We start from the raw sequence: 25788 nt of genomic DNA, 5'->3' as shown, positions 1-25788 counted from the left end.
AGAATGGTATGAATATATTTGATTATTTGGCTCTATACTCTTTGGCAGTTATATGGGTAATAATATTTATAAATGTTATATTGATGATTGCTGGATATGTTTATTATACTAAAACTTTAAAAGTTAAAATGGATGAAGAATTAAAAGAATATCCTTTTGTTTCTGTTATGGTTCCAGCACATAATGAAGCAAAGGTAATTAGAAGAACGGTTCAATCTCTTTTGGGGTTTGATTATCCAAAGGATAGATATGAGATTATAGTCATTAATGATAATTCAAGCGATAATTCACATGAGATATTAACTGAAATACAAAATAATAATCCAGATAGAAATTTAACTGTGATAAGTACAGATAATATAGTTGGAGGTAAGGGAAAATCAAATTCTTTAAATATTGGATTTGAAAAAAGCAGAGGAGAAATTCTTGCAATATATGATGCTGATAATACTCCAGAGAAAAAAGCACTTAAATATTTAGTACAGACACTTATAAAAGACGATGGACTTGGAGCTGTTATTGGGAAATTTAGATGTAGGAATAAATCTAGAAATCTTCTTACAAGGTTTATAAATATAGAAACACTTACATTTCAATGGATGGCACAGGCTGGTAGATGGCAATTATTGAATTTATGCACTATTCCAGGAACGAATTTTGTTATAAGAAGAAGCATAATAGAAGAAATGGGTGGATGGGACACAAAAGCAATAACGGAAGATACAGAAATAAGTTTTAGAATGTATAGAATGGGATACAAAATAAAATTTATGCCTCTTGCAGTTACGTGGGAACAGGAACCTCAAACTCTAAAGGTTTGGATTAAACAAAGAACAAGATGGGCAAAAGGAAATACTTATGTTGTAATAAAAAATTTCAAATATTTATTTAAAAGGAATGCTGGTGTTACTAGGTTTGATATTCTTTATTATGCTATGACATATTTCTTATTCCTATCAGCAAGTATTATTTCGGATGGTTTATTTATACTTGGAATGACAGGATTTATCCATTTAAATTTAGCTGGATTTGGAGCGATAATTTGGTTAATTGCAATAGTCATGTTTATATTATCTATAATGGTAGCGATATCTACAGAAAAAGGTGAATTAACATTTAAAAATACAGTCATTATATTCTTAATGTATTTTTTCTATTGTAAGCTATGGGCCTTTGTAGCACTACTTGGATTTTATAATTATATTAAAGATATATTATTCAAAAGAGAAGTTAAGTGGTATAAAACAGAAAGATTTTAGATGGGAGGATATAATATGAAAAATCGTAATAAAGCGGAATGGATTTTGAAAGTATTACTAATATTCAGCTTTACCATTCTTATAGGATTTACTTTAAATAATAATATTGCGAATGCAGCACCTAAAAATAATAAAGTTACGAACCAATCAAATAAAAAAACTTTTTATATAGATTCTGATGTAGTATTTAAGGGCGTATTCTCTTCTCATAGTTGGTTTTTTGATATAGAAAAATGGTGGGACACAGACTATGTTGAGGCAGAAATAGATTTTAGTATGAATCAAGTTGTTCAAAAGGGAGTTGAAAGTTATTTAACTCTTTCAGTAAATGACATACCATTCTCGTCTGAGAAAATAGCATACAATCCTAAAAAAGAAACTCAAACTCTAAAGGTAAAAATACCAAAGAAACTATTTAAAGAAGGAAGTAATAAGTTTACTGTAAATGCATATGCAAGAGTTACTGATTTGCCTTGTGTTGATGATGTGAATTCAGCAAATTGGCTTGATATATACAATAGCTCTAAGGTAACAGTAAATTATAAAAATATAGATTCAGATAATAATATTTCAAATTTCCCATATCCATTTTTAAAAGTTAATGATGATAAAAATCCTGGTACTGTAATTGTAGTGCCAGACAATTACACAGATAGCGATGTAGCATCTGCATTAATGATGAATTCATATCTTGGAAGCATATATAAAAATGGTGATTATAACGGGCGGGTAATAAAGTATTCTGATATAAAAGATTATAAGGACTATAACATAATTTATATAGGCGAAGAAAGTAGTCTACCGAATGAACTTAAAGGCTATTTTAATAAAGTTGACTCAGGTAATTTTAAGAATGGGTCAGTAATAAAAGAGGAACAATCACCTTATACAAAAAATGAAAATACAAAGATACTATTATTAGTATCAAATAATCCAGATATGCTAAATAAGTCAATTAGGTTTATGATGAATGATAATCTAGTTTCTCAGATTAATCAAGATCAATATATAGTTGATGATAATACCAAAGAATTAGATGTTGCATCAGAGCCTTCAAATAAGATAACTTTTAGTGAACTTGGTAATAATGAGATTCTTTTAAAGGGGCCTTTTAGAAGAACAGCGAACTTATCATATTACATACCTAAAAATAGGATTCTTGCAGATGGTGGAAAGATAAAACTTAATATGAGGTATTCGGAGAATTTAGATTTTGATAGATCACTAGTGACTGTTTATATAAATGGAGTTCCAATAGGAAGCAAGAAACTTACTAAAGAAAATGCTAATGGAGACTTTGTAGAGCTAAATATTCCATCTGATATTAAGAAAACAAGTTACTTAAATATTCAAGTCGCCTTTGATTTAGAAATGCCAGGAGTATGGTGTGAAAAGAGAAGTGAAGATACACCATGGGCACTAGTTACTGGAGATTCTTATTTATACTTACCAAATTCAAGGCAACTTAATTATTATTTTGATAATTATCCTAATCCATTTATAAATGATGGTGCACTTAATAATGTATTAATAGTTACTCCAGATAATATGGGATCAGATGATTTAACTACACTAGGGAATATAGTATCATATTGGGGTAAGGACTTAAAATATAATATAGGAACCATAATGGTAAAGAAAGGCTCGGAAGTAGGGAAAGAAAAAAAAGAAAAGAATCTTTTAATATATGGTACGCCTAATAATAATCCATTTGTAAAAGAAGTAAATGATAATTTATGGTTTAAATATAATAAAGGATATAATGCATTTGAGTCAAATGAAAAATTATATTTAACAGCTCCTTTTAGTTCTCAAATAACAACATATCAATTAAGTGAATCACCATTTAATAATCAATTAGGTATGCTTGTGCTTACATCGCCTAACGATAAGTTACTAAGAGAATCAACTGAGTACTTATCATCATCAGATAAAGCATTCAAACTTACTGGTGATTCAGAGATTATAGATCAGTATGGAAATATAAGAAGTTTTGTTATGAGTTCTCCAAAGGAAAGACCTTTATTTGAAAAAATAGATAATTTAGATGGCAATATAAAGGTTTTAATGGCTACACTTATATTAATACTAATACTAGTAATAGCTATAATAATAATGTTCACATATAAGTATAGAAAATTAGATAAAAAAGATAAAAAACATACTGTTGAAGATAAGGTAAAGAATATATTTAAGAGAAAATAAAAAAAGCCTTAGGAGTTATAAATTCCTAAGGCTTTTAATTATTTCATTGTTTCTAAGTATTCATCATATGTCATAACTCTGTCAACTAAGCTACCGTCTTCTTTGATATCAAAGATTCTGTTTGCAATAGTTTGAATGAACTCATGGTCATGAGAAGCGAATAAAAGTACGCTCTTAAAGTCTTTAAGTCCATTATTTACAGCAGTTATTGATTCAAGGTCTAAGTGGTTTGTAGGTTGATCTAGCATTAATACATTTGCATTTGAAAGCATCATTCTAGATAACATACATCTAACCTTTTCTCCTCCAGAAAGTACTGAAGCTTCTTTTAATGCTTCTTCACCTGAGAATAACATTCTTCCAAGGAAACCTCTTATGTAACTTTCTGATTTTTCTTCTGAGAATTGTCTAAGCCAATCAACAAGTGATAGGTTACAATCATTGAAGAATTCTGAATTATCTTTAGGGAAGTATGAAGTTGATATAGTAACACCCCATTTGAATGTACCACTATCTGCTTCCATTTCTCCGTTTAATATTTTAAATAATGTAGTTATAGCTATTTCGTTAGCACCAACTAAAGCAATTTTATCGTCTTTGTTTACTCTAAAGCTTAAATTGTCTAGAACTTTAACACCATCGATAGTTTTACTTAAGCCTTCAACTACTAATATATCATTACCAACTTCTCTTTCAGGTTTAAATCCAACGAATGGATATCTTCTAGTAGAAGGTTGGATATCGTCTAAAGTAATTTTGTCTAATAACTTCTTTCTTGAAGTTGCTTGCTTAGATTTTGATGCATTAGCACTAAATCTAGCAATGAAGTCTTGAAGTTCTTTAATTTTTTCTTCTTTTTTCTTATTTTGATCCTTAGACATTTGAAGAGCAAGTTGACTTGATTCATACCAGAAATCATAGTTACCAGTAAATATTTTAATCTTACCAAAATCAACATCGGCTATATTAGTACAAACTTTATTTAGGAAGTGTCTATCATGGGATACAACTATAACAGTTCCTGGGAAGTTTATTAAAAATTCTTCTAGCCAGTTTATTGATTTAATATCTAAATGGTTTGTAGGCTCATCTAGTATAAGGATTCCAGGATTACCGAATAAGGCTTGAGCTAAAAGAACTTTAACCTTTTCTGAACCAGTTAATTCTGAAACTTTTTTATAGTGCATATCAGTACCAATACCAAGTCCTTGAAGTAATGATGAAGCTTCTGATTCAGCTTCCCATCCATTAAGATCAGCAAATTCTCCTTCAAGTTCTGATGCTTTTATTCCATCTTCATCAGTGAAATCAGGTTTTGCATATAATGCATCCTTTTCTTTCATGATTTGATATAATCTTTCATTACCCATAATTACTGTTTCTAAAACTTCGAACTCATCATATTCAAAATGGTCTTGTTTTAAAACAGACATTCTTGTATTTGGAGCAATTGATACGTCTCCTGTGTTTGGTTCAACTTCTCCTGAAAGAATCTTTAAGAAAGTACTCTTACCAGCACCATTAGCTCCAATTACGCCATAACAGTTTCCAGCAGTGAACTTTAAGTTAACATCTTCAAAAAGCTTACGTCCACCATATCTTAAACTAACATTTGATACAGTTATCAATCTTATTCTACCTCATTTCATAAATATATTTATCTGCCTATTATAACATATAAATTAAAATAAATACCATAACAAAATAAACATTAGGTAAATGGCTCTAAAGTTAGTAAAAGTAATAACTTAGATAACATACCAATAGTAAGAATTTATATTGACAAGTTTTTTATAATGATGGTAAAATTAACTTATATTAAAAAGTAGGTTGGGAGAATCAGTCATGAAAAATTACATTAACTTCAATTTTGTAAAAAAAGTTAATATAGCATATTACTTTAACTATTATAGATAAAGTTTGTATTTATAAAATGAAATTATAGATACAAACTTTAGTCGAAACTTTAAGTTTGTATCTATGATGGTTAGGGTTAAATGACTTGTTCGGATTTAATATATTATTAGCCACATAGGACGAAATAACTATGTGGTATTTTTAATTTTTGTAGTAAATATGCCACATAGGAGAGAAATCGCCTATGTGGCTTTTTTTATATAGATTTAAGCATCAAGTACATAATAGATATGTATATTGATTATTAGGATAGTAGGATAAGAAGGGGGACATTAAAAAATGAAAAGAGAAAAATTTAGTAGTAAAGTAGGATTTGTATTGGCGTGTATAGGAGCGGCAATAGGGCTTGGGAACATATGGATGTTTCCATACAGGCTTGGGCAATATGGAGGTGCGGCCTTTTTAATACCATACTTCATATTTGTCTTTTGCCTTGGGACGATAGGACTTATGACAGAATTCTCTTTTGGGAGAAGGTTTAAGGGAGGATCATCAACTGGACTTAGTAAAATACTTAAGGATAAAGGAATAAAGTTTAATAGGTTTATTTCTTTAATACCTGCAATTGGACTCATGGGAGTATTCATGTTTTATAACATTGTTATTGGATGGATAATAAAATACTTTGGTATGAGTATAACGGGTAATATATCAAAAATAGATATACCAAATTATTTTAATTCTTTTGCAGGAACTAGCAGTTCTATATTCTTTAACTTTATAGCCATAGCTATAACTCTTGGAATTGTATATATTGGAGTGACAAAGGGGATTGAAAATATAAATAAAATAATAATGCCAGGATTATTTGTAATATTTATATTACTTGCCATTAGATCGTTAACTCTTCCTAATGCAATGGAGGGAGTGAAATACCTTCTAACACCAGACTTTTCGTACCTTTTAAAGCCGGAAACTTGGATTATGGCTTTAGGTCAAGCTTTCTTTACAGTTTCCCTTAATGGGTGCGGAATGGTTGTATACGGAAGTTACATTGATAAAGATTTTGATATTCCAAAATCAGCATTTAGCACAGCTATATTAGATACATCAGCAGCACTTTTAGTATCATTTGTAATAATGCCAGCAGTATTTTCTTTTGGATTAGATCCGCAAGCTGGGCCACCATTACTTTTTATAACAATGCCAACAATATTTAAATCAATGCCAGGAGGACATATATTAAGTATTATATTCTTTTTAAGTATACTTTTTGCAGCTATAAGCTCATCAATAAATATGCTTGAAGGGCCAGTTGAAGCTTTGATGGAAAAAACTAAAATTACAAGAAAAAAAGCCTCAATACTTGTTGCACTTGTAGGATTTATATTATCAATACCTTTAAATTTGAGCATGAGCGGTTTTGATAACTTTACTAATTTAATAACAATAGTTATATCACCAATTGCAGCACTTATAGTTGCTGTAGCCTTTTATTTCATGCATGGAGCAGATAATGTCCTTGAAGAAGTTAACATTGGAGCTAAAAGAAAGCTTGGTGCTGGATTTATAGTTATGGGTAAGTATGTATTTAGTATAACAACAATATGCGTAATAGTACTTGGCATTGTTTATGGGGGGATAGGTTAGAAATAGCTATTTAAGTATATTTGATCACAAGAAAAAAGTAATCTAAAGAAATAAAACTAAATTCCTTTTACTAGAGAAGATGTTTTTAGGGATAATTTTTATTTATTATGATTAGAGCTTAATGACTTATTCGAATTTTTATATATTAGCCACATAGTATAGAACTATGTGGCTTTTTATTTTGTTTTTTGCTACTAGTCTAATCTAAATTACAATTTAAATTAGATTTTAAAATGTAATTTAGATTATAAAAATAGTTTACATTAAAAAATACTTTTAAAAATTTATGCTAAATTTATTTTTTAATGTAACTAAGTTCTTAATTTAATATTTTAGGTAAAATGGATTTTATAAATTTTTATCCATATCAAATGTCAATTTTGAAAGGTCAATGCTTTTAACTACTAGTTCTCCGATGTATTTCATAGTTATTTCACGCATTTTAGCAACAATTTCATGATTTTTATTTGTTAAGAATTTAGTTGCTTCTTCATTCCTCAAGTATTTACCAGCTTCATCTGTTTCATTAATAGTTCTAATTAATAATTCACGACATTCTTTTAAATAATCTATATCAGATTGGATTAATTTGCTGTAATGACCTTCTACTAAAGCAGTAACTGTACGATACATCCAATAAGCATCAGTTAAATTCCATTCTAATTTTGTATCACTATAGCTTGGATCTGAGTCATTAGAATTTCCGTAGAATGGTACATAAGGTGTATAAGCAGGCACACCTACACATATCCACATTATTGTAGATAATTCTTCTGGTACATTATTTCTAACTTGCATTACATGAGAATTTTGAGTACGATTTAAGGAAATTGGTCTGAATAAAAGTTTTTCAGATTCTGTTCCTTTGCCATATGGGTCATATGCTGTTTCGTCATAGTGAGAACTTAAAATATATTCTACGTCTTCTACAGAAAGTTTTCTATTTGCATGAAAAATGAATGGTAAATCATTAGAACCTGGTTCTTGTTTAATATCTGGATTAAAATATCTTTGTCCAAACCAAACTCTTGGAGTATTATAGTGACGATCTTTTTCTGTGCTTGTACCAAAAATTTTACGGAAGTTCCATCCAGATAAATTTGGATTTAGATTGTTTTTTTCTACAAACTCTTGAATTTCTTCTGACCACATAAAGTTTTCATGATCATTAAAATCTATTTCTTCAATAGCCACTTGGTTTGCAATTACGCAACATGCATCATCTGGTATTCTTTGAGCTACCCAATGGTGTCCTGTTACTATTTCCATATACCAAACATCATTTTTATCACTAAAAATAACACCATTTCCTTCTGCAGAACCATGTGTTTTAATTAAATTACCTAAATATTCAACACCATGTTTAGCTGAATCAATGTAAGGGAGTACCATAAGCATCATAGAATCTTCAGCTAATCCATCTGATAATAAAGGATCATAAGCTAGTACATGTTCATTTGCATAAACACTTTCTGTTGCACTCATTCCTACATTTTTTTCATTAAAGCCACTTTCTCCAAAGAAGCCTTCTTTTTTAATGTCTACATTTGGAACAATTTGATACCTATAAGCGACTTTAGGTAACTCTGCTTTGAATCCATTTTGATTAGAAGCGTAAGTACCGCTTTGTTCTTTATTGGATGCTTGAACATAAAATTTTTGTGGATTATAAGGTGCAAAAGTATCATCATTTCTACCGATAATTGTTGAACCATCAATTGAAGCTTTTTTTCCTACTAAAACAGTTGTACACATAATACATTCCTCCTAAGTTTTTTAATTTAGTTAATAAGTTTTAATAATGAAATAAGATGTTAATTTTACATATTTTATATTACATAGTAACATTTTCAAGATACTCTATAATTCATATGATATACTTTTGGCCTATTTTGTAAATCTTTCTAAATTTTAATTATTGATATCTAAAGTGCTTATTTATAACGTTTAATATACTTTTTAAAATAGATACTATAAAAAGCTTAATGAATTATGTTTAATATTGAAGATGTTATAATAGTTGTGGAATGTTTAAAAAATATTTAGTGTACTTTAGTTAAATAGTAATTTAAAGTAATTATAATTAACGGTTTTAAACTAAACATATATAATTACTTAGATAATTTTTATAGAAGTTATAAAAATTAAGTGTTTATATAAATTAAAAAGCTAGGAATTAATTCCTAGCTTTTATTTTAAAGATTAGTATACTTGTTTTATAAATGGTTTTTTATGTAATAAAATCCATAAAGTCAAACTAATTATAGCAATAATCAAATACATAGCGCCAATGGCTACTATTTTATTTCCTACATTTAAAGTTATAATAAACATTCCAACACTACCCATTATTGTATTTGCGAAGCTTATAAGAGAAGAAGCTGAGCCTATGTTGGTATCTTGCTGAGCTAACATTAAATTCGTACTAGGTGGTCTTAGCATATTACCACAAAGCATAGCAGGAACTAATGAAATAGCAAAAATATATGGTGATTTATTTCCTACTGAAATTAATAAAATTCCACTTAAAATTAAAACTATAAAGTCTACAGTCATAATGTTATTACTTTTAAATTTTTTTGCTAATTTAACATAGAGCATTGGTCCTATAATTAAAAATATAGCAGAAAAAGAATAGAAGTAAGTATAAACATCATCTTTTAAACCAAAGCCATCAATGTAAATATAAGATGACATAGTTATATAGGCCATAAGTGGTATTGATGTTATTGAAAATATAAGCATAAGTAATGAAAATCCTGGGTTTTTGCTAACAACTTTTAAATTACCAAAAACTTTAGATATTTTTTGAGTGCTATAAGTTATTAAAGTTTCTTCTAATAAAATTCCACCAACTATACCAATTACACTAACAATTGTTAAAGTCCAGAATATTCCGTGCCATGAAGAATATTTTAATATAAGTGCACCTATTGAAGGAGCAATAACTGGTGTAGTCATCGCTATTGATTGAACTAAAGCTAACATAGCGACTAATTTTTTGCCAGTATAGACATCTTTCATCATAGCAGTAGAAACTGATACGGCAGAACCACTACCTATAGCTTGAATTATACGAGATATTATAAGTGTTTCAACGCTACTTGAATTTGCACATAAAAAACTTCCTATGCAGTAACAAGTCATTCCTATTAAAAGAATTTTACGCCTTCCGTATTTATCACTTAATGGTCCCCAAAATAACATACCAACTGCATAGAAAATAAAGAAAAATGTTATTGTTAGGTTTAATGTACTTACATCTGTATGAAAAGTATCTACCATTTTAGGTAATGCAGGTAGATAGAGGTCAGTAGACATAGGGACAAAGGCGCTTAAAAATCCAATAAATAATATAAAACCTTTATCTCCTAAGAATTTTTGAGTATTATTGATTTTTTCTTCTGTGTTCATTTAAATCTCCCTGTGTATTTAATGTTATATTAAAAAACAAGAACTTAGACATTTACATTAGATAATGGCTTAATAATGTAAATGCCTAAGTTATTGCATAAAGAAATGATAATATCAAATTAAATATAAGTCAATGTAAGGAAAGGTCTATATTTACTTTCTCCTCCATAACTTCAAAATATTAAAAATAATTTCTTAAGAATTTATAAGTAAATTTATATATAAAATAATAGTATAGGAAATTAACAAAGGAATAGATATAAATGATAGATATGTAATAGCTGTAGCTGTTAAATAAATTAAACATAAAAGGGGGATATAGTTTATTTTGAGAAATTTATTTAATTCAAATGAAAGCCTATTTAAAAAAGTTAAGGATGGGAAACCATCTGGAATTATATTTACGTTATTACTTCCTATAATGGTGTCATTCTTAGCACTACCTATAGTTATATTAATTACAATGATTATTAAACTTTCAGGAATATGGAGAATTGGAGCATTTGCTTCTATAAATAAGCCTTTAGGTCTTATGATATCAACAGGTTCAGTAATTATAGTATATTTCCTAATAGTTAAATTTAAAGAAAAGAGAAAAATAGTTACTATGGGATTCTCACTTAAAGATAATGCTGTATTTAAATACATAAGGGGATTTCTTATAGGAATTTTAATGATTTTTATAGTCGCTGTTTTAATAGTTGCTATTGGTGATGGGAAGTTTATACTTAATAAAAATTTAGACGCTTCTTTTTTAATACCATTTATATTTATGATTATAGCTTGGATTATTCAAGGTGCATCAGAAGAAATTATGATGAGAGGTCATATGTTGCCAGTCTTAGGAGTTAAAATTTCACCTATAGTTGCAATAATAATATCATCATCATATTTTGGAGTACTTCATCTTGGAAATCCAGGTGTAGCACCACTTGCTATAGTAAACTTAATATTATTTGGAATTTTTGCTGCTATATATGCAATTTATGAGGAAAGCCTTTGGGGGGTATGTGCATTACATAGTGCTTGGAATTTTGCTCAAGGAAATATATTCGGATTTTTAGTAAGTGGTACAGAGGCAGGTGTAGGAAGTATTATAAATACAGAAATATTAGAAAATAATTTGATTAATGGTGGAACATTCGGACCAGAGGGTGGTTTTATAGTTACTTTAATATTGGCTGTTGGAATAGCTGTTTTAGGATATTTACTTATGAGAAAAAATAAATTAAAGAGATAGATTTAAAAATAAGCTAACCTATATTTTAAAATATAAGTTAGCTTATTCTATTGTGATCTTATCTATACTTTGCCACGCATGTAGTTTTTCTTTTATTATTTCACGATGTTTAAGATTAGGATTAATTTTAGTTTTCAAAATATATTCTTTTGGAAATATAGTTTTAATATCTTGATTATGAGAGATAGATTTAAAATCAGTAACAATAAAGTCTTTATCACTTTTTGAAATAGATATTACTCCATTGAAATCTTCATTAGACATGTTTTTCGCTATATTCTTATCAACTTTATATCCAGATAGAGAGTATGTTATATAAGCAAGAAGTACATTGTTTTTAACTTCTTTTCCGACGATATCATATGATAAAAATATTTGATTTGAATTAGGAAAGTTCCTATTTTTATAATCTTTTTTTAAGTAATTAGATATAATATTATCTAGTCTTTTATAAGAGATAAAATTAACTTCTTTATTTGAACTTTCATTAGGGATATACTCATGTTCAAAAGCGAATAAAAAAATAATGGCAGTTGATACAAGAACTATAATTAATTTCTTCAAAAAATCACCCCCTATAAATATAGTATAGAGCATGTCTAGCATCTAATTAACAACAAAAGGGTTAAAAAAAGGAATATTTAAGGTTACATTAAGGAAAATATAAGATTTCAAAAATAATGTGTATAATAAATATATGAGATTTTAAAAATGGAGTGATTATTATGCAAAAGACTAATGCAATGAGAATATTAGACAAGAATAAAATAGAATATAATGCACTGGAGTATGACTGCTCAGATGGTCATATAGATGGAGCTTCAGTTGCAGAAAAGACAGGTCAAGATCCAAAGACAGTATATAAAACATTAGTTACAATTGGTAACTCAAAAAATCTTTATGTATTTGTTATTCCTGTACTTGAGGAATTAGATTTGAAGAAGGCTGCAAAGGTATCAGGAGAGAAAAAAGTTGAAATGATACATGTTAAAGATATAAATAAATTAACTGGTTACATAAGAGGGGGCTGTTCTCCTATAGGGATGAAAAAACAGTATAAAACATTTATACAAAAGGAAGGACTAGAGCTAGAGAAGATAGTCTTTAGTGGTGGAAAGATAGGACTTCAGATAGAGATGAATCCAAAAGATATAGAAAAAGCAATTAGAGTAAATTTTGAAGATGTAATAAAATAGTAGTATGTATGGTATAAGTTAACTTGGATAAACTAACCTTATAATGAAAAAGGAGAGTTTATTATGAAAACAAAGAGGGTTATATCTTACTTAATTATAGCTAATTTAATAGTAATTTTATTATATATCCTTGGAAACTTTAAAGTAATAGATGAATTTATGGATGTGTTTATTTTGGTTATATTCACACCAATGGTATTTGGCGTTTTTTTATTTTATATATTGAAACCATTAAATGAGATATTTATAAGAAAGGGATTAAAGCGTTCTATGGCAACAGCTTTAACACTTGTTATTTTTATATTTGTACTATCAGGTATAGCAAAGTACTTTGGAGAATATTTTATAAAGCAAATAATACAATTAAGGCAAATTATAAATTCAATATTAATGGAAAATAATATAAGAGAATTTGCAGAAAAAGGTTTTAATGATGGTCAATTAAAAGTATTTACAGATGGATTTGCTAATCAAATTATAAGATATGTTAATTTAATATTAGCTAATGTAGGTGGCATATTTAATAAGGGAATGATGATATTTTCAAATGTTATACTTGTTGTTTTAATAACATTTTTCTTATTGAGAGATGGAGATCAATTTAAGCCTCATTTACTTAAATATTGCCCTAAGAAATATAAGGATATTGCAGATAATATACTATCTGAAAGTGATACGGTATTATCAAGCTATATAATAGGTCAGGCTACAGTAGCATTATCCTTAGCAATAATGGTCTTTATAGGATATAAAATAATAGGGATGCCAGGTGCATTATTTCTAGCGGGATCAACATTTGTATTAGCATTTATACCTTTCGTTGGTTTTTTTATATCTATGATAATTCCATACATACTTGCAGCATCTATGGGATTAGATATGATAATTAAGCTTACTATATTATTTATAATAGCTCAGACTTTAAAGGGTAGGGTAGTTGTACCATTTATAATGGGAAGGGCAATGAAGATACATCCGATAACGGATATATTTTTAGTGGTAGGAGCAGCTGCAATTGGAGGTCCTATAGCAGCTTTTTGTATAGTTCCTATATATTCACTACTAAAAGTGATTTTGAAGAATTTAAGGGATAATGGCTACATATCTTATGAAAAAATTATAGATAAAAAGTTCAATTAGAAAATAATATATATAATAAATAACTATCTAATAATCATAGAATTATTAGATAGTTATTTATTTATGTAAATGTTTAGATTGGTGATATAATTGATGTTAAGAACTATCAGATAATAGAAATTATTATTAAAGGGGCGATATTATGTATGATGTTGTAATAATTGGCGGTGGAGTTATCGGTGGAAACATCGCTAGAGAACTTTCAAAATACAAATTAAAAGTCTGTATGATAGAAAAAGAGGATGATGTTAGCTGCGGCTGCTCTAAAGCTAATAGTGGAATAGTACATGGCGGATATGCAGATACTCCAGGAACATTAAAGGCTGAGCTTTGCGTTAGAGGCAATAGAATGTTTGCTGACCTAGAGAAAGATTTAAACTTTGGTTATAGAGAGACAGGCTCTTTGGTATTAGCATTCTCAGATGAAGAGAAGGAGCATTTAGAAAAACTTTATAATGATGGTATAGAAAATGGAGTAGGTGGACTTAAAATAATAGATGGTGAAGAAGTAATTAAAATGGAGCCTCATCTAAATAAGGAAGTAAAGTGGGCATTATATTGTAGTGAGGCAGGGGTGTGCTCTCCCTATGAATTTACTATAGCCCTTATAGAGAATGCTATAAAAAATGGGATGGAATTAAGGTTAAGTGAGGAAGTTATAGGGCTTGAAAAGTCAGGAGATATATTTAAAGTTAAAACTAATAAAGGAATTATTGAATCTAGATATGTAATAAATGCAGCAGGCGCTTATAGCGATAAAGTTTCAAAAATGATAGGAGTGGATACTTTTGATATTATTCCTAGAAAGGGCGAATATATAATATTTAATAAAGATCAAGCGTATTTAGTTAATAAAGTAATATTCCAAGTGCCTACTAAAAAGGGAAAGGGGATATTAGTTACAACAACTTATCATGGCAATCTTTTAATAGGTCCAGACGCAGAGCAAGTTGCTCATAAAGATGATGTATCAACAGATGAAAAATCCCTTAGAGAAATTGTAGATGCTGCAAGACAATCTGTAAGCGAATTTGATATGAAGAAGGCATTAACTTCCTTTGCTGGAGTAAGGCCAACTAGTTCAACTAAAGATTTTATAGTAGAAGAGACTAGGGTTAAAGGATTTTTAAATGTAACAGGAGAGTCTCCAGGACTTACATCATCACCTGCAATAGCAAATAAGGTAATTGGAATACTTAAAGATTCAGGATTAAAATTCGAAGAAAATAAAGACTTTATTGCTTATAGGAAACCTATATTTATTAAAAAGGATAAAAATTTTAAAGGGGATATAAATGCAATAGATCCAAAGAAGCATATAATATGTAGATGCGAAACAGTCACTGAAACTGAAATAGTAGATGCACTAACTAGAGAGATAAAGATTAGATCTATAGATGCTGTTAAAAGGCGTACAAGAGCAGGAATGGGTACATGCCAAGGTGCGTTTTGTAGACCAAGAGTTAAAAAGCTTATTGCAGAAACTCTAAATATAAAGGAAGAAGATGTAGGCGGTTTATCACCAAGGTCTTCAGATATCCATAATAGAGTTAAAAGAATGGATATAATGAAACTTTAATATAAACATAAAATGAGTGTCTTTACTGTTATATAAATAATAGTAAAGACACTCATTTTGTTATATTAAATAACGTAAAAGAATACTGCTATAAAGTGGCATAGAGTTCCAAGCATTATAAATATGTGAAAAATTTCATGAGTACCAAAAGGTCCTATTTGGAATTTATCATCTTTAAAGGCGTAGATAACTCCACCGATTGTGTACATAATTCCTCCAAGAACTAATAAAAATAAAGCTGGTGGTGCTAATACTTGTGATAATGGGTATATTGCAAATATAGCAAACCAACCAATTGCAATGTACATTACACTTGAAACCCATTTAGGACAACCAACCCAAAACATCTTAAAGATAATTCCAAGCACTGCTGAAGTTAGTACAGCACCAAATAAAATTAATCCAGTTTTATTGTTAAGTGCTACTAAGCAAAATGGGGCATATGAACCTGTGATAAGTACAAATATCATTGAGTGATCTAATTTTTTTAATCTATATATTACCTTTTCGGTAGAAATAACTGAGTGATAAGTGGCAGAAGCTGAGTAAAGCAAAATCATGCTGATTCCAAACATAATAACTGACAGTATAGCAATAAATCCACTATGGGTTAATATCGCCTTTATAACTAAAGCTATTAATCCTACTAATGAAAGAGCAGCACCTATAAGGTGAGTAAGCCCATTTACTGGTTCTCTAAAATATTTATCCATACTTAAACCTCCAAAAAATTCCACGTAGTTTTTATAACTACTTATTATAATGTTATTATATTATTTATAACTAAATATGGTCAAAGTTATTATTGACTCAAAAATGAGTAAAAATACTTAAAATACTGTAAAAATATTGAATTATCTCCGAAATACTATTATTATTAAAATATAGATATTTTGACACGTAGTTTTTGAAACTAGATTGGGAAGTGAAGTTATGGAAAAAAAACAAATAATAAAACTGATAGAGGAAATGGCATTAGAGAAAAATATTAGATTAGATGATATTCCAGAAATAGATCTATATATGGATCAAGTTATACAATTATTTGAGAGTAAATATAATGACGCTAAAAGAAATGAAGAAGATAAGGTATTAACAAAAACAATGATAAATAATTATGCTAAGGGTAAGCTTCTTATGCCAATTAAAAATAAGAAGTATTCAAAAGAGCATTTAATACTTATGAGCCTTATTTATAATTTAAAAGGTGGTTTATCAATAAGTGATATAAAATCATCTTTAGATCATATAGTAAAAGAATTTGAAGATGGATCAGAATATCCTTTAAGAGAGGTGTATAATGCTTATTTAGAACAGTGCGAAGAAGATTTAGATAGTTTTAAAAATAGTGTTTGTGAAAAGGGTGAATTAGTAAGAAATAAGGTTAAGAATGATAAAGATAAGGATTTTGAAGAAAAGTTTTTACTTCTATGTTCAATGATTAATATGAGTAATATGTATAGAAGGATGGGCGAAAAAATTATAGATGAGTTCTTAACTAAAGAAGGAGGGAAATAAAATTTATGAAAAATTTAAATGATTTAAAGAAGCAGATAGACTCTATAGATGGTAGAGGATATAAGGCATATAAAACTTTAGAGGGAGATTATGATTTTTCAGATTATATCCTTCATATAGATCATGTTCAAGGAGATCCATTTGCATCACCATCAAGAATAAGAGTAAGTATGAAAAGTAATGTAAATAAGATTCCATATGATTTATTTAATGAAAATCATAAAAGAATAGCAGTTCAGGATTTTATAACTAGAGTTTTTTCTCAAAATATAAATAAATTTGGGGAAAGAGTTATGGGATCGGGTAAAAGTGGAATGATAAATATAAGTAGATGTCCACAAGAAATATTAGATAGAACGGCTATTGTTATAAATAAAGATAAAATTGAAGCAAGATTTGAAGTTGGATTTCCGGCTAGAGGAAGAAGTGTCTTAGGAAGAGAACTTCAAAAGATACTTTATGATTTCTTACCTAAGATAGTAGATAATAGCTTAAAATATGAAAATCTAAATAAAAATAAACTTATAAATAGAGTTAAGCTTGTGTGTGATCAAGAGTTTATAAGGGAAGAAATTAAAAGACTAGGTTTAGTTGCATTTGTTGGTAATGGATCAATATTACCAAGGGAAAGTGGTGTATCGACTAGACCATTAAGAGATGGAAAAGAATTTATATCACCAAAGGAATTAGAGGTATCAATAAATTTACCAAACAAAGGATTAATTAAAGGTATGGGAATAAAAAAGGGCATAACTTTAATAGTTGGTGGTGGATATCATGGTAAATCAACCCTTTTAAACGCCTTAGAACTTGGAGTATATAATCACATAGAAGGTGATGGAAGAGAGTATGTAATAACTGATGGTACTGCCATGAAAGTTAGAGCAGAAGATGGAAGAGCAATAATAAAGGATGATATATCATTATTTATAAATAATCTCCCAAACGGGAAAGATACTAAGAAATTTACAAGTGAAAATGCTAGTGGTAGTACATCACAGGCTGCAAATATAGTTGAAGCTATGGAATCAGGTAGTAGTCTGTTACTTATAGATGAAGATACATCTGCAACTAATTTCATGATTAGAGATGATGTTATGCAAAGCTTAGTATCTAATGAGGATGAACCAATAACACCATTCATAGAACTTGTTAGAGGAATATATGAAGAGAATGATATATCAACTATTATAGTTGTTGGAAGTTCAGGAGATTATTTTGATATTGCAGATACTGTAATTCAAATGGATGCATATGAGCCAAAGGATGTAACAGCAAGAGCTAAGGAATTATCTAAAGGGTTAATTCTTAAGAGAATACAAGATAGAGATTTAAAGATTAACATAAGCTTTGATAGAAAGTTATTAAAAGGATCAATAGAAAAAGGTCCAAAGGGTGTAAAAATTAAAACTTTAGGAATAGATGGGCTTAACATAAATAAAGAAGAAGTAAACTTAAGATCCGTTGAACAAATAATAGATAGAGAGCAAGTAACTACAATCGGAAATGTGATGAAATGGGCTGATGATAAATTAGTTAATAATAATCTTACTATGATTGAAATAACAGATAAAATAATAGATGAGATAAAGAATAAAGGATTACTATCAATTAGTGGAACAAAAGGTGGAGCTGGAAATTTAGCACTTCCAAGAAGACAAGAAATAATGGCCGCATTTAATAGATATAGAAAGCTTAGAATAAAGTAAATTTTAAAATGACAGTAGCTAGATTTGTACGAAGACATATCTAGTTACTGTTTTTTAGTGATTAATTATATGATTCAATCTGTAAGCAAAATGACCTTGTACTTATAAATCTTTAGTCATTTTTATATGTAAAATTCCTACTTCGGTGAATTCATCACCTATCTTTACGTAATTAATCTTTTCATAAAATGGTATAGCTGTCTTTCTAGCATTTAATATTATTTTAGTAAAGCCTTTATCTTTAGCAAAGTTTTCTGCAAAAGATATAAGGTTTCTTCCGATATTGTTATTACGAAGGGACGCATCTACAGCAACTTGTTTCATTTGAAGTGTAGTATTATTAAATTTCCTTAGTAGAAGTGTACCCACAACTTTAGAATTAATAAGCGCACAAATATGATAATCATTTAGTTCTATTTCTAAATCATCATCTGATATATTCATTCCTAAAGGCTTTCTTAAAACCTTATCTCTAAGTTCTAATTCAGATTCATATTCTGGAGTATTAAAAAATACTTCTTTTATCATTATCTCATTCATTAAAATTCACCCCAAATTAATGTATTTATATTAAGATTTTATTATATATAGTTATTTGTGAACAGTATATAATAAAATTTTAGTATATTATTAAGTAGGAGGGGAGATGTAAATATGAAAATAATAATTTCTATATTAGTAGTAATTTTAATATTATTAGGTGGGGTATTAGGTTTCGTAGGAAATTATTTTTATAATTTAGCACTTAATCCACACATATCAAAAGATGTAATATTTGGTGCAACTGAAGAAGCAAGCAGTGATGCAGTATCTCAAGATGAAACTAGTGGGGAAACTAGATCTGAAGACCTAGAATGGCTTTTAGCTGAATCAGATTATAAAGATAAATATGTAAAGTCTAATGATGGACTTAAACTTCATAGCTATGAAGTTAGAAATACAAAGAAAACAAACAACTGGGTTATAGTTGTTCATGGATATACTAGTGAAGGAAAGCAAATGTCTAGCTTTGCAAAACCTTTTTATGATATGGGATATAATGTACTAATTCCGGACTTAAGAGGGCACGGAAAAAGCGAAGGTGACTATATAGGCATGGGATGGGACGATAGATTAGATATTATAAAATGGATAGATCATATACTAGAAGAAGATAAGAATGCAAATATAGTACTTCATGGAGTATCAATGGGGGCCGCTACAGTTATGATGACAGCGGGAGAAGAGCTTCCAAGCAATGTTAAAGCTATAATTGAGGATTGTGGTTATACTTCAGCTTGGGATGAATTTTCATATCAATTAAAAGCACTTTTTAAGTTGCCATCATTCCCAGTAATGAATGCAGCGAGTATAGTTAGTAAGATAAGAGCTGGATATTGGCTTGGAGAAGGATCTGCAATAAAGCAGGTTGCTAAATCAAAGACACCTATGCTATTTATACATGGTGATGCAGATGATTTCGTTCCATATTTTATGCTAGATGAACTATATAATGCAGCAGGCTCTGAGAAGGAAAAATTAGTAATAGAAGGTGCTGGACATGCTAAGGCAGCAACAGTAAATCCTGAACTTTACTGGGATACAATAAAGAAATTTATAGATAAGAATATTTAAAATACTTTATAGAAATAAGGGGGCACTTTATGAGGAAATTAAGCCATGGTTGTACTTTAGACTGCTTTGATTGTTGTAAATTCAATGTTTATGTTGAGGAGAATAATATAATCAAAATAGAAGGTGATAAGGGACATCCGTACACTAAAGGATTTGTATGTAAAAAGGGACTAGCTCATTTAGATAGATTAAATCATAAAGATAGAATATATAGTCCTATGATAAAAAGAGATAATAAGTGGATGAAGATATCCTTTGATGATGCTTTAGATATAATGGCGGAGAAATTAAAAGAGTATAAAATTGATTTTGGTTCAAAATCAATTATGTACTATGAACAATACGGTAATGGGGCTATATTAAAGAGCATAGGTAATATATTTTTTAATATGTATGGTGGTGTAAGTACATCAAAGGGGGGACCATGTTGGAGCGCTGGAATAACAGCACAAAAATATGATTTTGGAGATGTTAGAAGCCATTCATTAGAAGATATGTTAAATAGCAAAAGCATATTTGTTTGGGGTAAAAATCCTGCATTTACTACTATTCATACCATGCAAATGATTAGAAAAGCTAAGGCTAATGGAAGCAAAATAGTAGTAATAGATCCTATTTATACTGAAACTGCTAAAATCTCTGATTTATATATAAGAGTTAAGCCTGGTGGAGATTGTGCTTTAGCTTTAGCAATGGGAAAGATAATCATAGAAAAAGGTTTATGTGATTTTGAATATATAGATTCATATGTATTAGGATTTAATGATTATAGAAGATATATTGAATCATTAGACCTAGATGAACTTTTAAAAAGATCTGGAGTATCTAGAGATGATGTAGAAAAATTAGTTGAGTTATATACTAATAAATACTCTACACTTTTATTAGGTTATGGAATGCAAAAGTATAAAAATGGCGGAAATACAATTAGAGCTATAGATACTTTAGGTGCTATAACAGGACAAATAGGTTTTAGCGGTGGAGGAGTGAACTATGCCAATAAAGTTTACCCTAAAATAGTAAATGGAGATCCTTATAATAGCGAAAATTTCGGTGATAATAGACTGTTTTATGTAAGTGATATGAGTGATTTTATTGATGAAACAATAAAAGGGGATACTTATTATAAAAATAGAATCTTTACTAAGGATATAGATGACGAGGAAGATTTAGAGAAGTTAAATATTCCAATAAAGATGGCTGTTATAACTAAAAGTAATTTATTAAACCAATTAGCCGATTTAAGTAAACTTAAGTGTTCAATAAATAAGATTGAATTTAAAGTTTGTTTTGATATGTTTATGACAGATACAGCAGATATGTGTGATATGTTTATCCCAACTACAAGCACATTAGAAAGTGAAGATTTACTATTTAGCTCAATGACAAATCCATATATTATTTATAATGAGAAACTTGTAGAACCTAAGAATAAGTATATGGATGAGTATTATTTCTTTAGGGAATTAGCAAAGAGAATGGGGATAAAAGAATACCCATTAGTTTCAAAGAAAGAATATTTAACTAAGGTAATAGAACCACTTAAAGAGTATTATAAAGATATATCATTAGATAAAATAAAAAATGAATATATAACAATACACAAGAGTGTTCCCTGGGAAGATAAAAAATTCTTAACACCGTCAGGCAAGTTTGAAATTTCTTTATATAAAGATGACTTCACAGATAATAGGAAAGGTAAGTTTAGATTATTAACCAATCATGGTAGGGATTCTCTATCTAGTCAGCATTTTATGGATACAGAAGGTATATCTAAAGCTTATATAAATGATAATATGGCAAAACGTGTAAATGTATCTAATGGTGAAATTGTAAACTTAAAATCAAAGAATGGTAGCATAAAAATAGAGCTTAACATAGATAATTCTATAAGTGATGAGGTCGTGATGATGTATGTAGGCTGGTGGAATAAACATGGAAATCCTAATTTATTAACAGAGTCAGGAATATCAGATATAGGTGGACAAGTAACGTATAATGAGACATTTGTAGAGATAGAAACTAAAAGTAAATAGTGTCTCACATTTTGTATATAAAGCATATAATAACCTTGAAAAATAATATTTATGGAATGAGAAAATGAAGCATAATGATTGGGTAATAATGAGATTTAGAGGAGATCCAAATAAGAAATCTTTCACTCTTGAAGAAGCAAAAAAGATAGCTAAAGACTTAAAAATTGATTTTTCTAAAGAAAAGTTTGATATAGAGCAATTTAGAATGGGATTAGATGTAGAACTTGAGCATGGAAGTAGATCGCCAAGGACTGATGTTACACATGATGATCCTATATTAACGGGTAAAATAGCTTTGGCACACTTGATGGAATTTCCGGATTATTATACAAGACTTAAAAAGCTTGAATCTGAAGCTGAGGCTTATTGGAGCAAAAAAAAATAACATAGATATATTATTTATAAATTAGATATACAATTTTTATAAGGTTGTATATCTTTTTTCATATACTTTTAAATTGCTATCATTTTATATAAGAGGTCTTTTATAGGCTGCTTTTTATATTTAGAAAGATTTATCTGAATGTAAAGTGTCCTTAAAGATGATAGGAACTTAAACTAGCCTTTAAGAATATAATATAATAAATTTTTTTTTGGAGGAGAGTTATGATAAGTAATAAAAAATATGTTGTACTATCGTTGGAATTACATTTATTTTTTGCAAGAATAATGAAAGAGCATTCTCTTTTTTTAGAAGCAGGATTTACACCTAAAGATTCTAAACTTGCCAAAGAGGCAGATGGTTATAAGCGAAGATTTGAGGAAGTTTTATCAGATGCAGTTAAACTAAGCGACGGCATAATTAGGGAAGAGGTATTAGATTCTGGAGAATTTTTTACTGACTACACATTGAGTACGGAACGAAAAACAGAACACTTAACAGGTATAAAGATAAATGAAAAGATAACTATGATGGAGTTAAGGCTGCATTGTGAAGAACATAAATATATTAAATCTGAAACAGTAAAAGAAGTAAAGCAGCTTAATAAGAAAGCAAAGAGATTGGTGGATGGACTTATAGATCTAAAGATGAGAGTATTAGATTGTGTATTGTGCTGTGAATTATTTACAATGAATTATCCTTTGCTTATTGAACATATAATCAGAGAGGCAAAATTATATCGTGATTATATAATAAAGCTTGAGAATAATGAAGATGTTGAGGAGATTGATAATAGGGATATTAAAGAAACTCAACTATTTTGGGATAGAATTATGATGGAACATGCATTATTTATTAGAGGATTACTTGATCCGACTGAGAATAATTTAATTGAGACTTCAAATGAAATTGCTAAAGAGTATGATATGATTATTAAAAAGACACGTAGAATGACTGATGAAACAATGTCTGATGTTACTATGGAAACTCTAAATGAAACAATTAAGATTAAGGATTTTAAGCAAGCTGGAACAAAGGGTATAGATGAATGTAAAATACGATCCATAATTTTACCTCTCCTTGGAGACCATGTACTAAGGGAAGCTAATCATTATATTAGAATATTAGAAAAATATAAAGGCAAAATGGAAGAATGTTAGAGCTTATATTTAATTTAAAATTATTTATGAGATATTAATAAATGGAAAGAGGTGAATTTTAAAAAATTCACCTCTTTTTATTTAAGATTAGCCTTGTGATACTTGTTGCTTTACTGTTGAGATTTCTTGTTGTGTTGCTTGTGCTGCAGGCACGTAATATCCCTTTTCTCTTGCTTTTTGGAAAAGAGCATATTGACGAGTTTCATCTTGATTTCTCATCATTTGAATAGTTTCACGAAGTTCTTTATTTTCTGTTTCTGCTATTATACCTCCGTAGCCAGCTATACTAGCCTTTAAACCAGCAAGGTAATCATTTATCATTTCTTTTTCTTGCATAAAATACTACCTCCTATCCTAAGAATGACATTAATTTGTCTTTACTTGTTTTAGCATCCTGAGCATCTTTTTGTAACATTTGCTTTAATGTTGGATCTGTACATTGGTTAGCATAATCTGTTAACTTCTTTTCAACTGTACAATGACCACCGATTAGGTGACGTAAGTGTTGTAATTCTAATTCATTTAAATTAGCCACAATATTCAACTCCTTTTGTTTAATGTTCTATATTAATATCTGCAATCTAGTAAAAAGTTATTCTTAATTAGGACATGGTTATTTTAGATTATTAATTCTAATAATGGTATATTTAGATTAGTATATAATTAATGCTTATAGATAAAAATAAATTATAAAATTTAAGTGTAGTAAATTATTTTATTAGAAATTATAGAAGAGAAGCTAATAATTCAATAGCTTAAAAAACATGCATTATTTATTGCTTCATTGACGAAATATATATATAAGTATCTAAACATAGTATATTGAACTCACAAATATACGTGGATAGAGTATTATAATAATGAAAACTCTTAAATAATGGGGAATTAAATAATGGGATATTATGTTGAAGTTGATTCAAATGTAAAAGTATATGTAGAAGACCTTAATGAGGAAGGAAATAAAACAATTGTATTTTTGCATGGATGGCCAGGTAGTCATGAGCTGTTTGAATATCAATTTGATTATTTTTCAAAGAAGGGATATAGATGTATTGGATTAGACCAAAGAGGTTTTGGTAAGTCTGATAGACCAAAAGATGGATATGATTATAATACATTAGCTGATGATGTAAGATGTGTTATGGAAAAGTTAAAATTAAAAGACTGTACATTACTGGGACATTCTACCGGCGGAGCAATTGCTACAAGATATATGGCAAGGCATGAACAATATGGGGTATCAAAACTTGTACTTTGTGCGGCAGCGGCTCCTAGTCTTATAAAGCGACCAGGTTTTCCTTATGGAGCAAAAGTGGAGACAGTTGAAGATATTATAGAGGGAACGTATAGAGATAGACCTAAAATGTTAGAGGACTTTGGTAAGATATTCTTTTATAAGAAGATAAGTAGACCATTTTCTGAATGGTTTTTACAATTAGGATTTCAAGCAGCGGGATGGTCTACAGCAGCAATCGCTAATACTTGGATTAATGAATGCTTATTTGAAGATTTGGAGGAGATTTATGTTCCTACATTAATTTTGCATGGTGTTCATGATAAAGTTGTTTTACCTCCACTTGGTGAAGCACAAAGAGAACTTATTAGAAATTCTAAGCTTATAAAGTTTGAAAAAAGTGGTCATGGATTATTTTATGATGAAAAAGATAGGTTTAATAGGGAAGTAAGATGTTTTATTGAAGAGAAGTATTATTAAACTTATATAATGGATATCATATAATATGAATATGTATATTATTGATATATACCTTCAAAATAATAATATTACTTTAATTATTACTTTGCATAAATAAGTTAAAAGAATTATTATA

The 25788-nt window shown here is 28.9% G+C and carries 22 protein-coding genes; 14 read left to right on the top strand and 8 right to left on the bottom strand.

Annotated elements, in window-relative coordinates; translation table 11 throughout:
• Positions 1-8 precede the first annotated feature (8 nt).
• Both ACQPUW_RS14640 and ACQPUW_RS14635 read left to right on the top strand, forming a co-directional pair.
• Positions 9-1259 carry a glycosyltransferase gene (locus ACQPUW_RS14640; RefSeq protein WP_430838236.1) on the top strand — a complete coding sequence of 417 codons (1251 nt, stop codon included), beginning with the start codon at positions 9-11 and terminating at the stop codon, positions 1257-1259.
• 15 nt (positions 1260-1274) lie between these two features.
• Complete coding sequence (locus ACQPUW_RS14635; RefSeq protein ID WP_430838235.1) at positions 1275-3464, top strand: cellulose biosynthesis cyclic di-GMP-binding regulatory protein BcsB; 2190 nt, start codon at positions 1275-1277, stop codon at positions 3462-3464.
• A 38-nt stretch (positions 3465-3502) separates the two neighbouring features.
• Here ACQPUW_RS14635 and ACQPUW_RS14630 read toward each other — a convergent pair whose 3' ends face one another.
• On the bottom strand, positions 3503-5092 hold the full coding sequence (locus ACQPUW_RS14630) for an ABC-F family ATP-binding cassette domain-containing protein (protein WP_430838234.1): 1590 nt from the start codon (positions 5090-5092) through the stop codon (positions 3503-3505).
• Positions 5093-5660: 568 nt separating this feature from the next.
• Here ACQPUW_RS14630 and ACQPUW_RS14625 point away from each other — a divergent pair.
• Entirely contained in the window at positions 5661-6971 is a 1311-nt protein-coding gene (locus ACQPUW_RS14625; protein ID WP_430838232.1) for a sodium-dependent transporter, read from the top strand.
• 348 nt (positions 6972-7319) lie between these two features.
• On the opposite strand, the gene ACQPUW_RS14620 is transcribed toward ACQPUW_RS14625, so the two are convergent.
• The gene (locus ACQPUW_RS14620; RefSeq protein WP_430838231.1) at positions 7320-8726 is read right to left on the bottom strand and encodes a C69 family dipeptidase; all 1407 of its coding nucleotides are present in this window, start codon (positions 8724-8726) and stop codon (positions 7320-7322) included.
• Positions 8727-9173: 447 nt separating this feature from the next.
• On the bottom strand, positions 9174-10385 hold the full coding sequence (locus ACQPUW_RS14615) for a multidrug effflux MFS transporter (RefSeq protein WP_430838230.1): 1212 nt from the start codon (positions 10383-10385) through the stop codon (positions 9174-9176).
• Positions 10386-10713: 328 nt separating this feature from the next.
• Here ACQPUW_RS14615 and ACQPUW_RS14610 point away from each other — a divergent pair, with 328 nt between their 5' ends.
• Complete coding sequence (locus ACQPUW_RS14610) at positions 10714-11625, top strand: CPBP family intramembrane glutamic endopeptidase (RefSeq protein WP_430838229.1); 912 nt, start codon at positions 10714-10716, stop codon at positions 11623-11625.
• A 42-nt stretch (positions 11626-11667) separates the two neighbouring features.
• Here the strand turns inward: ACQPUW_RS14610 and ACQPUW_RS14605 are convergent, their stop codons facing one another.
• The gene (locus ACQPUW_RS14605) at positions 11668-12189 is read right to left on the bottom strand and encodes a hypothetical protein (protein WP_430838228.1); all 522 of its coding nucleotides are present in this window, start codon (positions 12187-12189) and stop codon (positions 11668-11670) included.
• Between the two features lie 161 nt (positions 12190-12350).
• Between ACQPUW_RS14605 and ybaK the strand changes: the two genes are divergently transcribed.
• The 3 genes from ybaK (at position 12351) to ACQPUW_RS14590 (ending at position 15540) form a co-directional block, all read left to right on the top strand.
• Entirely contained in the window at positions 12351-12821 is a 471-nt protein-coding gene (gene ybaK, locus ACQPUW_RS14600; RefSeq protein ID WP_430838227.1) for a Cys-tRNA(Pro) deacylase, read from the top strand.
• 63 nt (positions 12822-12884) lie between these two features.
• Positions 12885-13961, top strand: coding sequence for an AI-2E family transporter (locus tag ACQPUW_RS14595; RefSeq protein WP_430838226.1), 1077 nt, complete (start codon positions 12885-12887; stop codon positions 13959-13961).
• A gap of 142 nt (positions 13962-14103) precedes the next feature.
• Positions 14104-15540, top strand: coding sequence for an NAD(P)/FAD-dependent oxidoreductase (locus tag ACQPUW_RS14590; protein ID WP_430838225.1), 1437 nt, complete (start codon positions 14104-14106; stop codon positions 15538-15540).
• A gap of 65 nt (positions 15541-15605) precedes the next feature.
• Here the strand turns inward: ACQPUW_RS14590 and trhA are convergent, their stop codons facing one another.
• On the bottom strand, positions 15606-16253 hold the full coding sequence (trhA, locus tag ACQPUW_RS14585) for a PAQR family membrane homeostasis protein TrhA (RefSeq protein WP_430838224.1): 648 nt from the start codon (positions 16251-16253) through the stop codon (positions 15606-15608).
• 220 nt (positions 16254-16473) lie between these two features.
• On the opposite strand from trhA, the gene ACQPUW_RS14580 reads away from it, so the two are divergent.
• Positions 16474-17058 (top strand): DUF1836 domain-containing protein, encoded by a 585-nt coding sequence (locus ACQPUW_RS14580; protein ID WP_430838223.1) that lies wholly within the window; start codon positions 16474-16476, stop codon positions 17056-17058.
• Positions 17059-17063: 5 nt separating this feature from the next.
• Positions 17064-18767, top strand: a complete 1704-nt coding sequence (locus tag ACQPUW_RS14575; protein WP_430838222.1) for an ABC-ATPase domain-containing protein — start codon at positions 17064-17066, stop codon at positions 18765-18767.
• 102 nt (positions 18768-18869) lie between these two features.
• Here the strand turns inward: ACQPUW_RS14575 and ACQPUW_RS14570 are convergent, their stop codons facing one another.
• Complete coding sequence (locus tag ACQPUW_RS14570; protein WP_430838221.1) at positions 18870-19307, bottom strand: GNAT family N-acetyltransferase; 438 nt, start codon at positions 19305-19307, stop codon at positions 18870-18872.
• A 114-nt stretch (positions 19308-19421) separates the two neighbouring features.
• Between ACQPUW_RS14570 and ACQPUW_RS14565 the strand changes: the two genes are divergently transcribed.
• From ACQPUW_RS14565 to ACQPUW_RS14550, 4 genes are all read left to right on the top strand, one after another.
• Positions 19422-20381, top strand: coding sequence for an alpha/beta hydrolase (locus tag ACQPUW_RS14565; protein WP_430838220.1), 960 nt, complete (start codon positions 19422-19424; stop codon positions 20379-20381).
• A 29-nt stretch (positions 20382-20410) separates the two neighbouring features.
• Positions 20411-22417, top strand: a complete 2007-nt coding sequence (locus tag ACQPUW_RS14560) for a molybdopterin-dependent oxidoreductase (protein ID WP_430838219.1) — start codon at positions 20411-20413, stop codon at positions 22415-22417.
• 64 nt (positions 22418-22481) lie between these two features.
• Complete coding sequence (locus tag ACQPUW_RS14555; protein WP_430838218.1) at positions 22482-22802, top strand: DUF5661 family protein; 321 nt, start codon at positions 22482-22484, stop codon at positions 22800-22802.
• A gap of 221 nt (positions 22803-23023) precedes the next feature.
• Positions 23024-23959, top strand: a complete 936-nt coding sequence (locus tag ACQPUW_RS14550) for a DUF2935 domain-containing protein (protein ID WP_430838217.1) — start codon at positions 23024-23026, stop codon at positions 23957-23959.
• 87 nt (positions 23960-24046) lie between these two features.
• Here ACQPUW_RS14550 and ACQPUW_RS14545 read toward each other — a convergent pair whose 3' ends face one another.
• Both ACQPUW_RS14545 and ACQPUW_RS14540 read right to left on the bottom strand, forming a co-directional pair.
• Positions 24047-24295, bottom strand: a complete 249-nt coding sequence (locus tag ACQPUW_RS14545; RefSeq protein WP_430838216.1) for a spore coat protein — start codon at positions 24293-24295, stop codon at positions 24047-24049.
• Between the two features lie 13 nt (positions 24296-24308).
• Entirely contained in the window at positions 24309-24494 is a 186-nt protein-coding gene (locus tag ACQPUW_RS14540) for a hypothetical protein (protein ID WP_430838215.1), read from the bottom strand.
• 357 nt (positions 24495-24851) lie between these two features.
• Here ACQPUW_RS14540 and ACQPUW_RS14535 point away from each other — a divergent pair, with 357 nt between their 5' ends.
• Entirely contained in the window at positions 24852-25673 is an 822-nt protein-coding gene (locus ACQPUW_RS14535) for an alpha/beta fold hydrolase (protein ID WP_430838214.1), read from the top strand.
• The last annotated feature ends 115 nt before the right edge of the window (positions 25674-25788 follow it).

Origin of the sequence: Clostridium sardiniense (genome assembly GCF_050584765.1) — a bacterium.
GTDB lineage: Bacteria > Bacillota > Clostridia > Clostridiales > Clostridiaceae > Clostridium > Clostridium sardiniense_A.
The sequence above is the reverse complement of the archived record's forward strand: the minus strand, read 5'-3'. Positions and strand labels throughout refer to the sequence as shown.

Coding starts and splice junctions, on each gene's coding strand:
- ACQPUW_RS14595 (WP_430838226.1), top strand. CDS start 12,885: ATGAAAACAAAGAGGGTTATATCTTACTTAATTATAGCTAATTTAATA.
- ACQPUW_RS14625 (WP_430838232.1), top strand. CDS start 5,661: ATGAAAAGAGAAAAATTTAGTAGTAAAGTAGGATTTGTATTGGCGTGT.
- ACQPUW_RS14580 (WP_430838223.1), top strand. CDS start 16,474: ATGGAAAAAAAACAAATAATAAAACTGATAGAGGAAATGGCATTAGAG.
- ACQPUW_RS14635 (WP_430838235.1), top strand. CDS start 1,275: ATGAAAAATCGTAATAAAGCGGAATGGATTTTGAAAGTATTACTAATA.
- ACQPUW_RS14535 (WP_430838214.1), top strand. CDS start 24,852: ATGGGATATTATGTTGAAGTTGATTCAAATGTAAAAGTATATGTAGAA.
- ACQPUW_RS14565 (WP_430838220.1), top strand. CDS start 19,422: ATGAAAATAATAATTTCTATATTAGTAGTAATTTTAATATTATTAGGT.
- ACQPUW_RS14620 (WP_430838231.1), bottom strand. CDS start 8,726: ATGTGTACAACTGTTTTAGTAGGAAAAAAAGCTTCAATTGATGGTTCA.
- ACQPUW_RS14550 (WP_430838217.1), top strand. CDS start 23,024: ATGATAAGTAATAAAAAATATGTTGTACTATCGTTGGAATTACATTTA.
- ACQPUW_RS14640 (WP_430838236.1), top strand. CDS start 9: ATGAATATATTTGATTATTTGGCTCTATACTCTTTGGCAGTTATATGG.
- ACQPUW_RS14545 (WP_430838216.1), bottom strand. CDS start 24,295: ATGCAAGAAAAAGAAATGATAAATGATTACCTTGCTGGTTTAAAGGCT.
- ACQPUW_RS14575 (WP_430838222.1), top strand. CDS start 17,064: ATGAAAAATTTAAATGATTTAAAGAAGCAGATAGACTCTATAGATGGT.
- ACQPUW_RS14590 (WP_430838225.1), top strand. CDS start 14,104: ATGTATGATGTTGTAATAATTGGCGGTGGAGTTATCGGTGGAAACATC.
- ACQPUW_RS14560 (WP_430838219.1), top strand. CDS start 20,411: ATGAGGAAATTAAGCCATGGTTGTACTTTAGACTGCTTTGATTGTTGT.
- ACQPUW_RS14555 (WP_430838218.1), top strand. CDS start 22,482: ATGAAGCATAATGATTGGGTAATAATGAGATTTAGAGGAGATCCAAAT.
- ACQPUW_RS14570 (WP_430838221.1), bottom strand. CDS start 19,307: ATGAATGAGATAATGATAAAAGAAGTATTTTTTAATACTCCAGAATAT.
- ybaK (WP_430838227.1), top strand. CDS start 12,351: ATGCAAAAGACTAATGCAATGAGAATATTAGACAAGAATAAAATAGAA.
- trhA (WP_430838224.1), bottom strand. CDS start 16,253: ATGGATAAATATTTTAGAGAACCAGTAAATGGGCTTACTCACCTTATA.
- ACQPUW_RS14615 (WP_430838230.1), bottom strand. CDS start 10,385: ATGAACACAGAAGAAAAAATCAATAATACTCAAAAATTCTTAGGAGAT.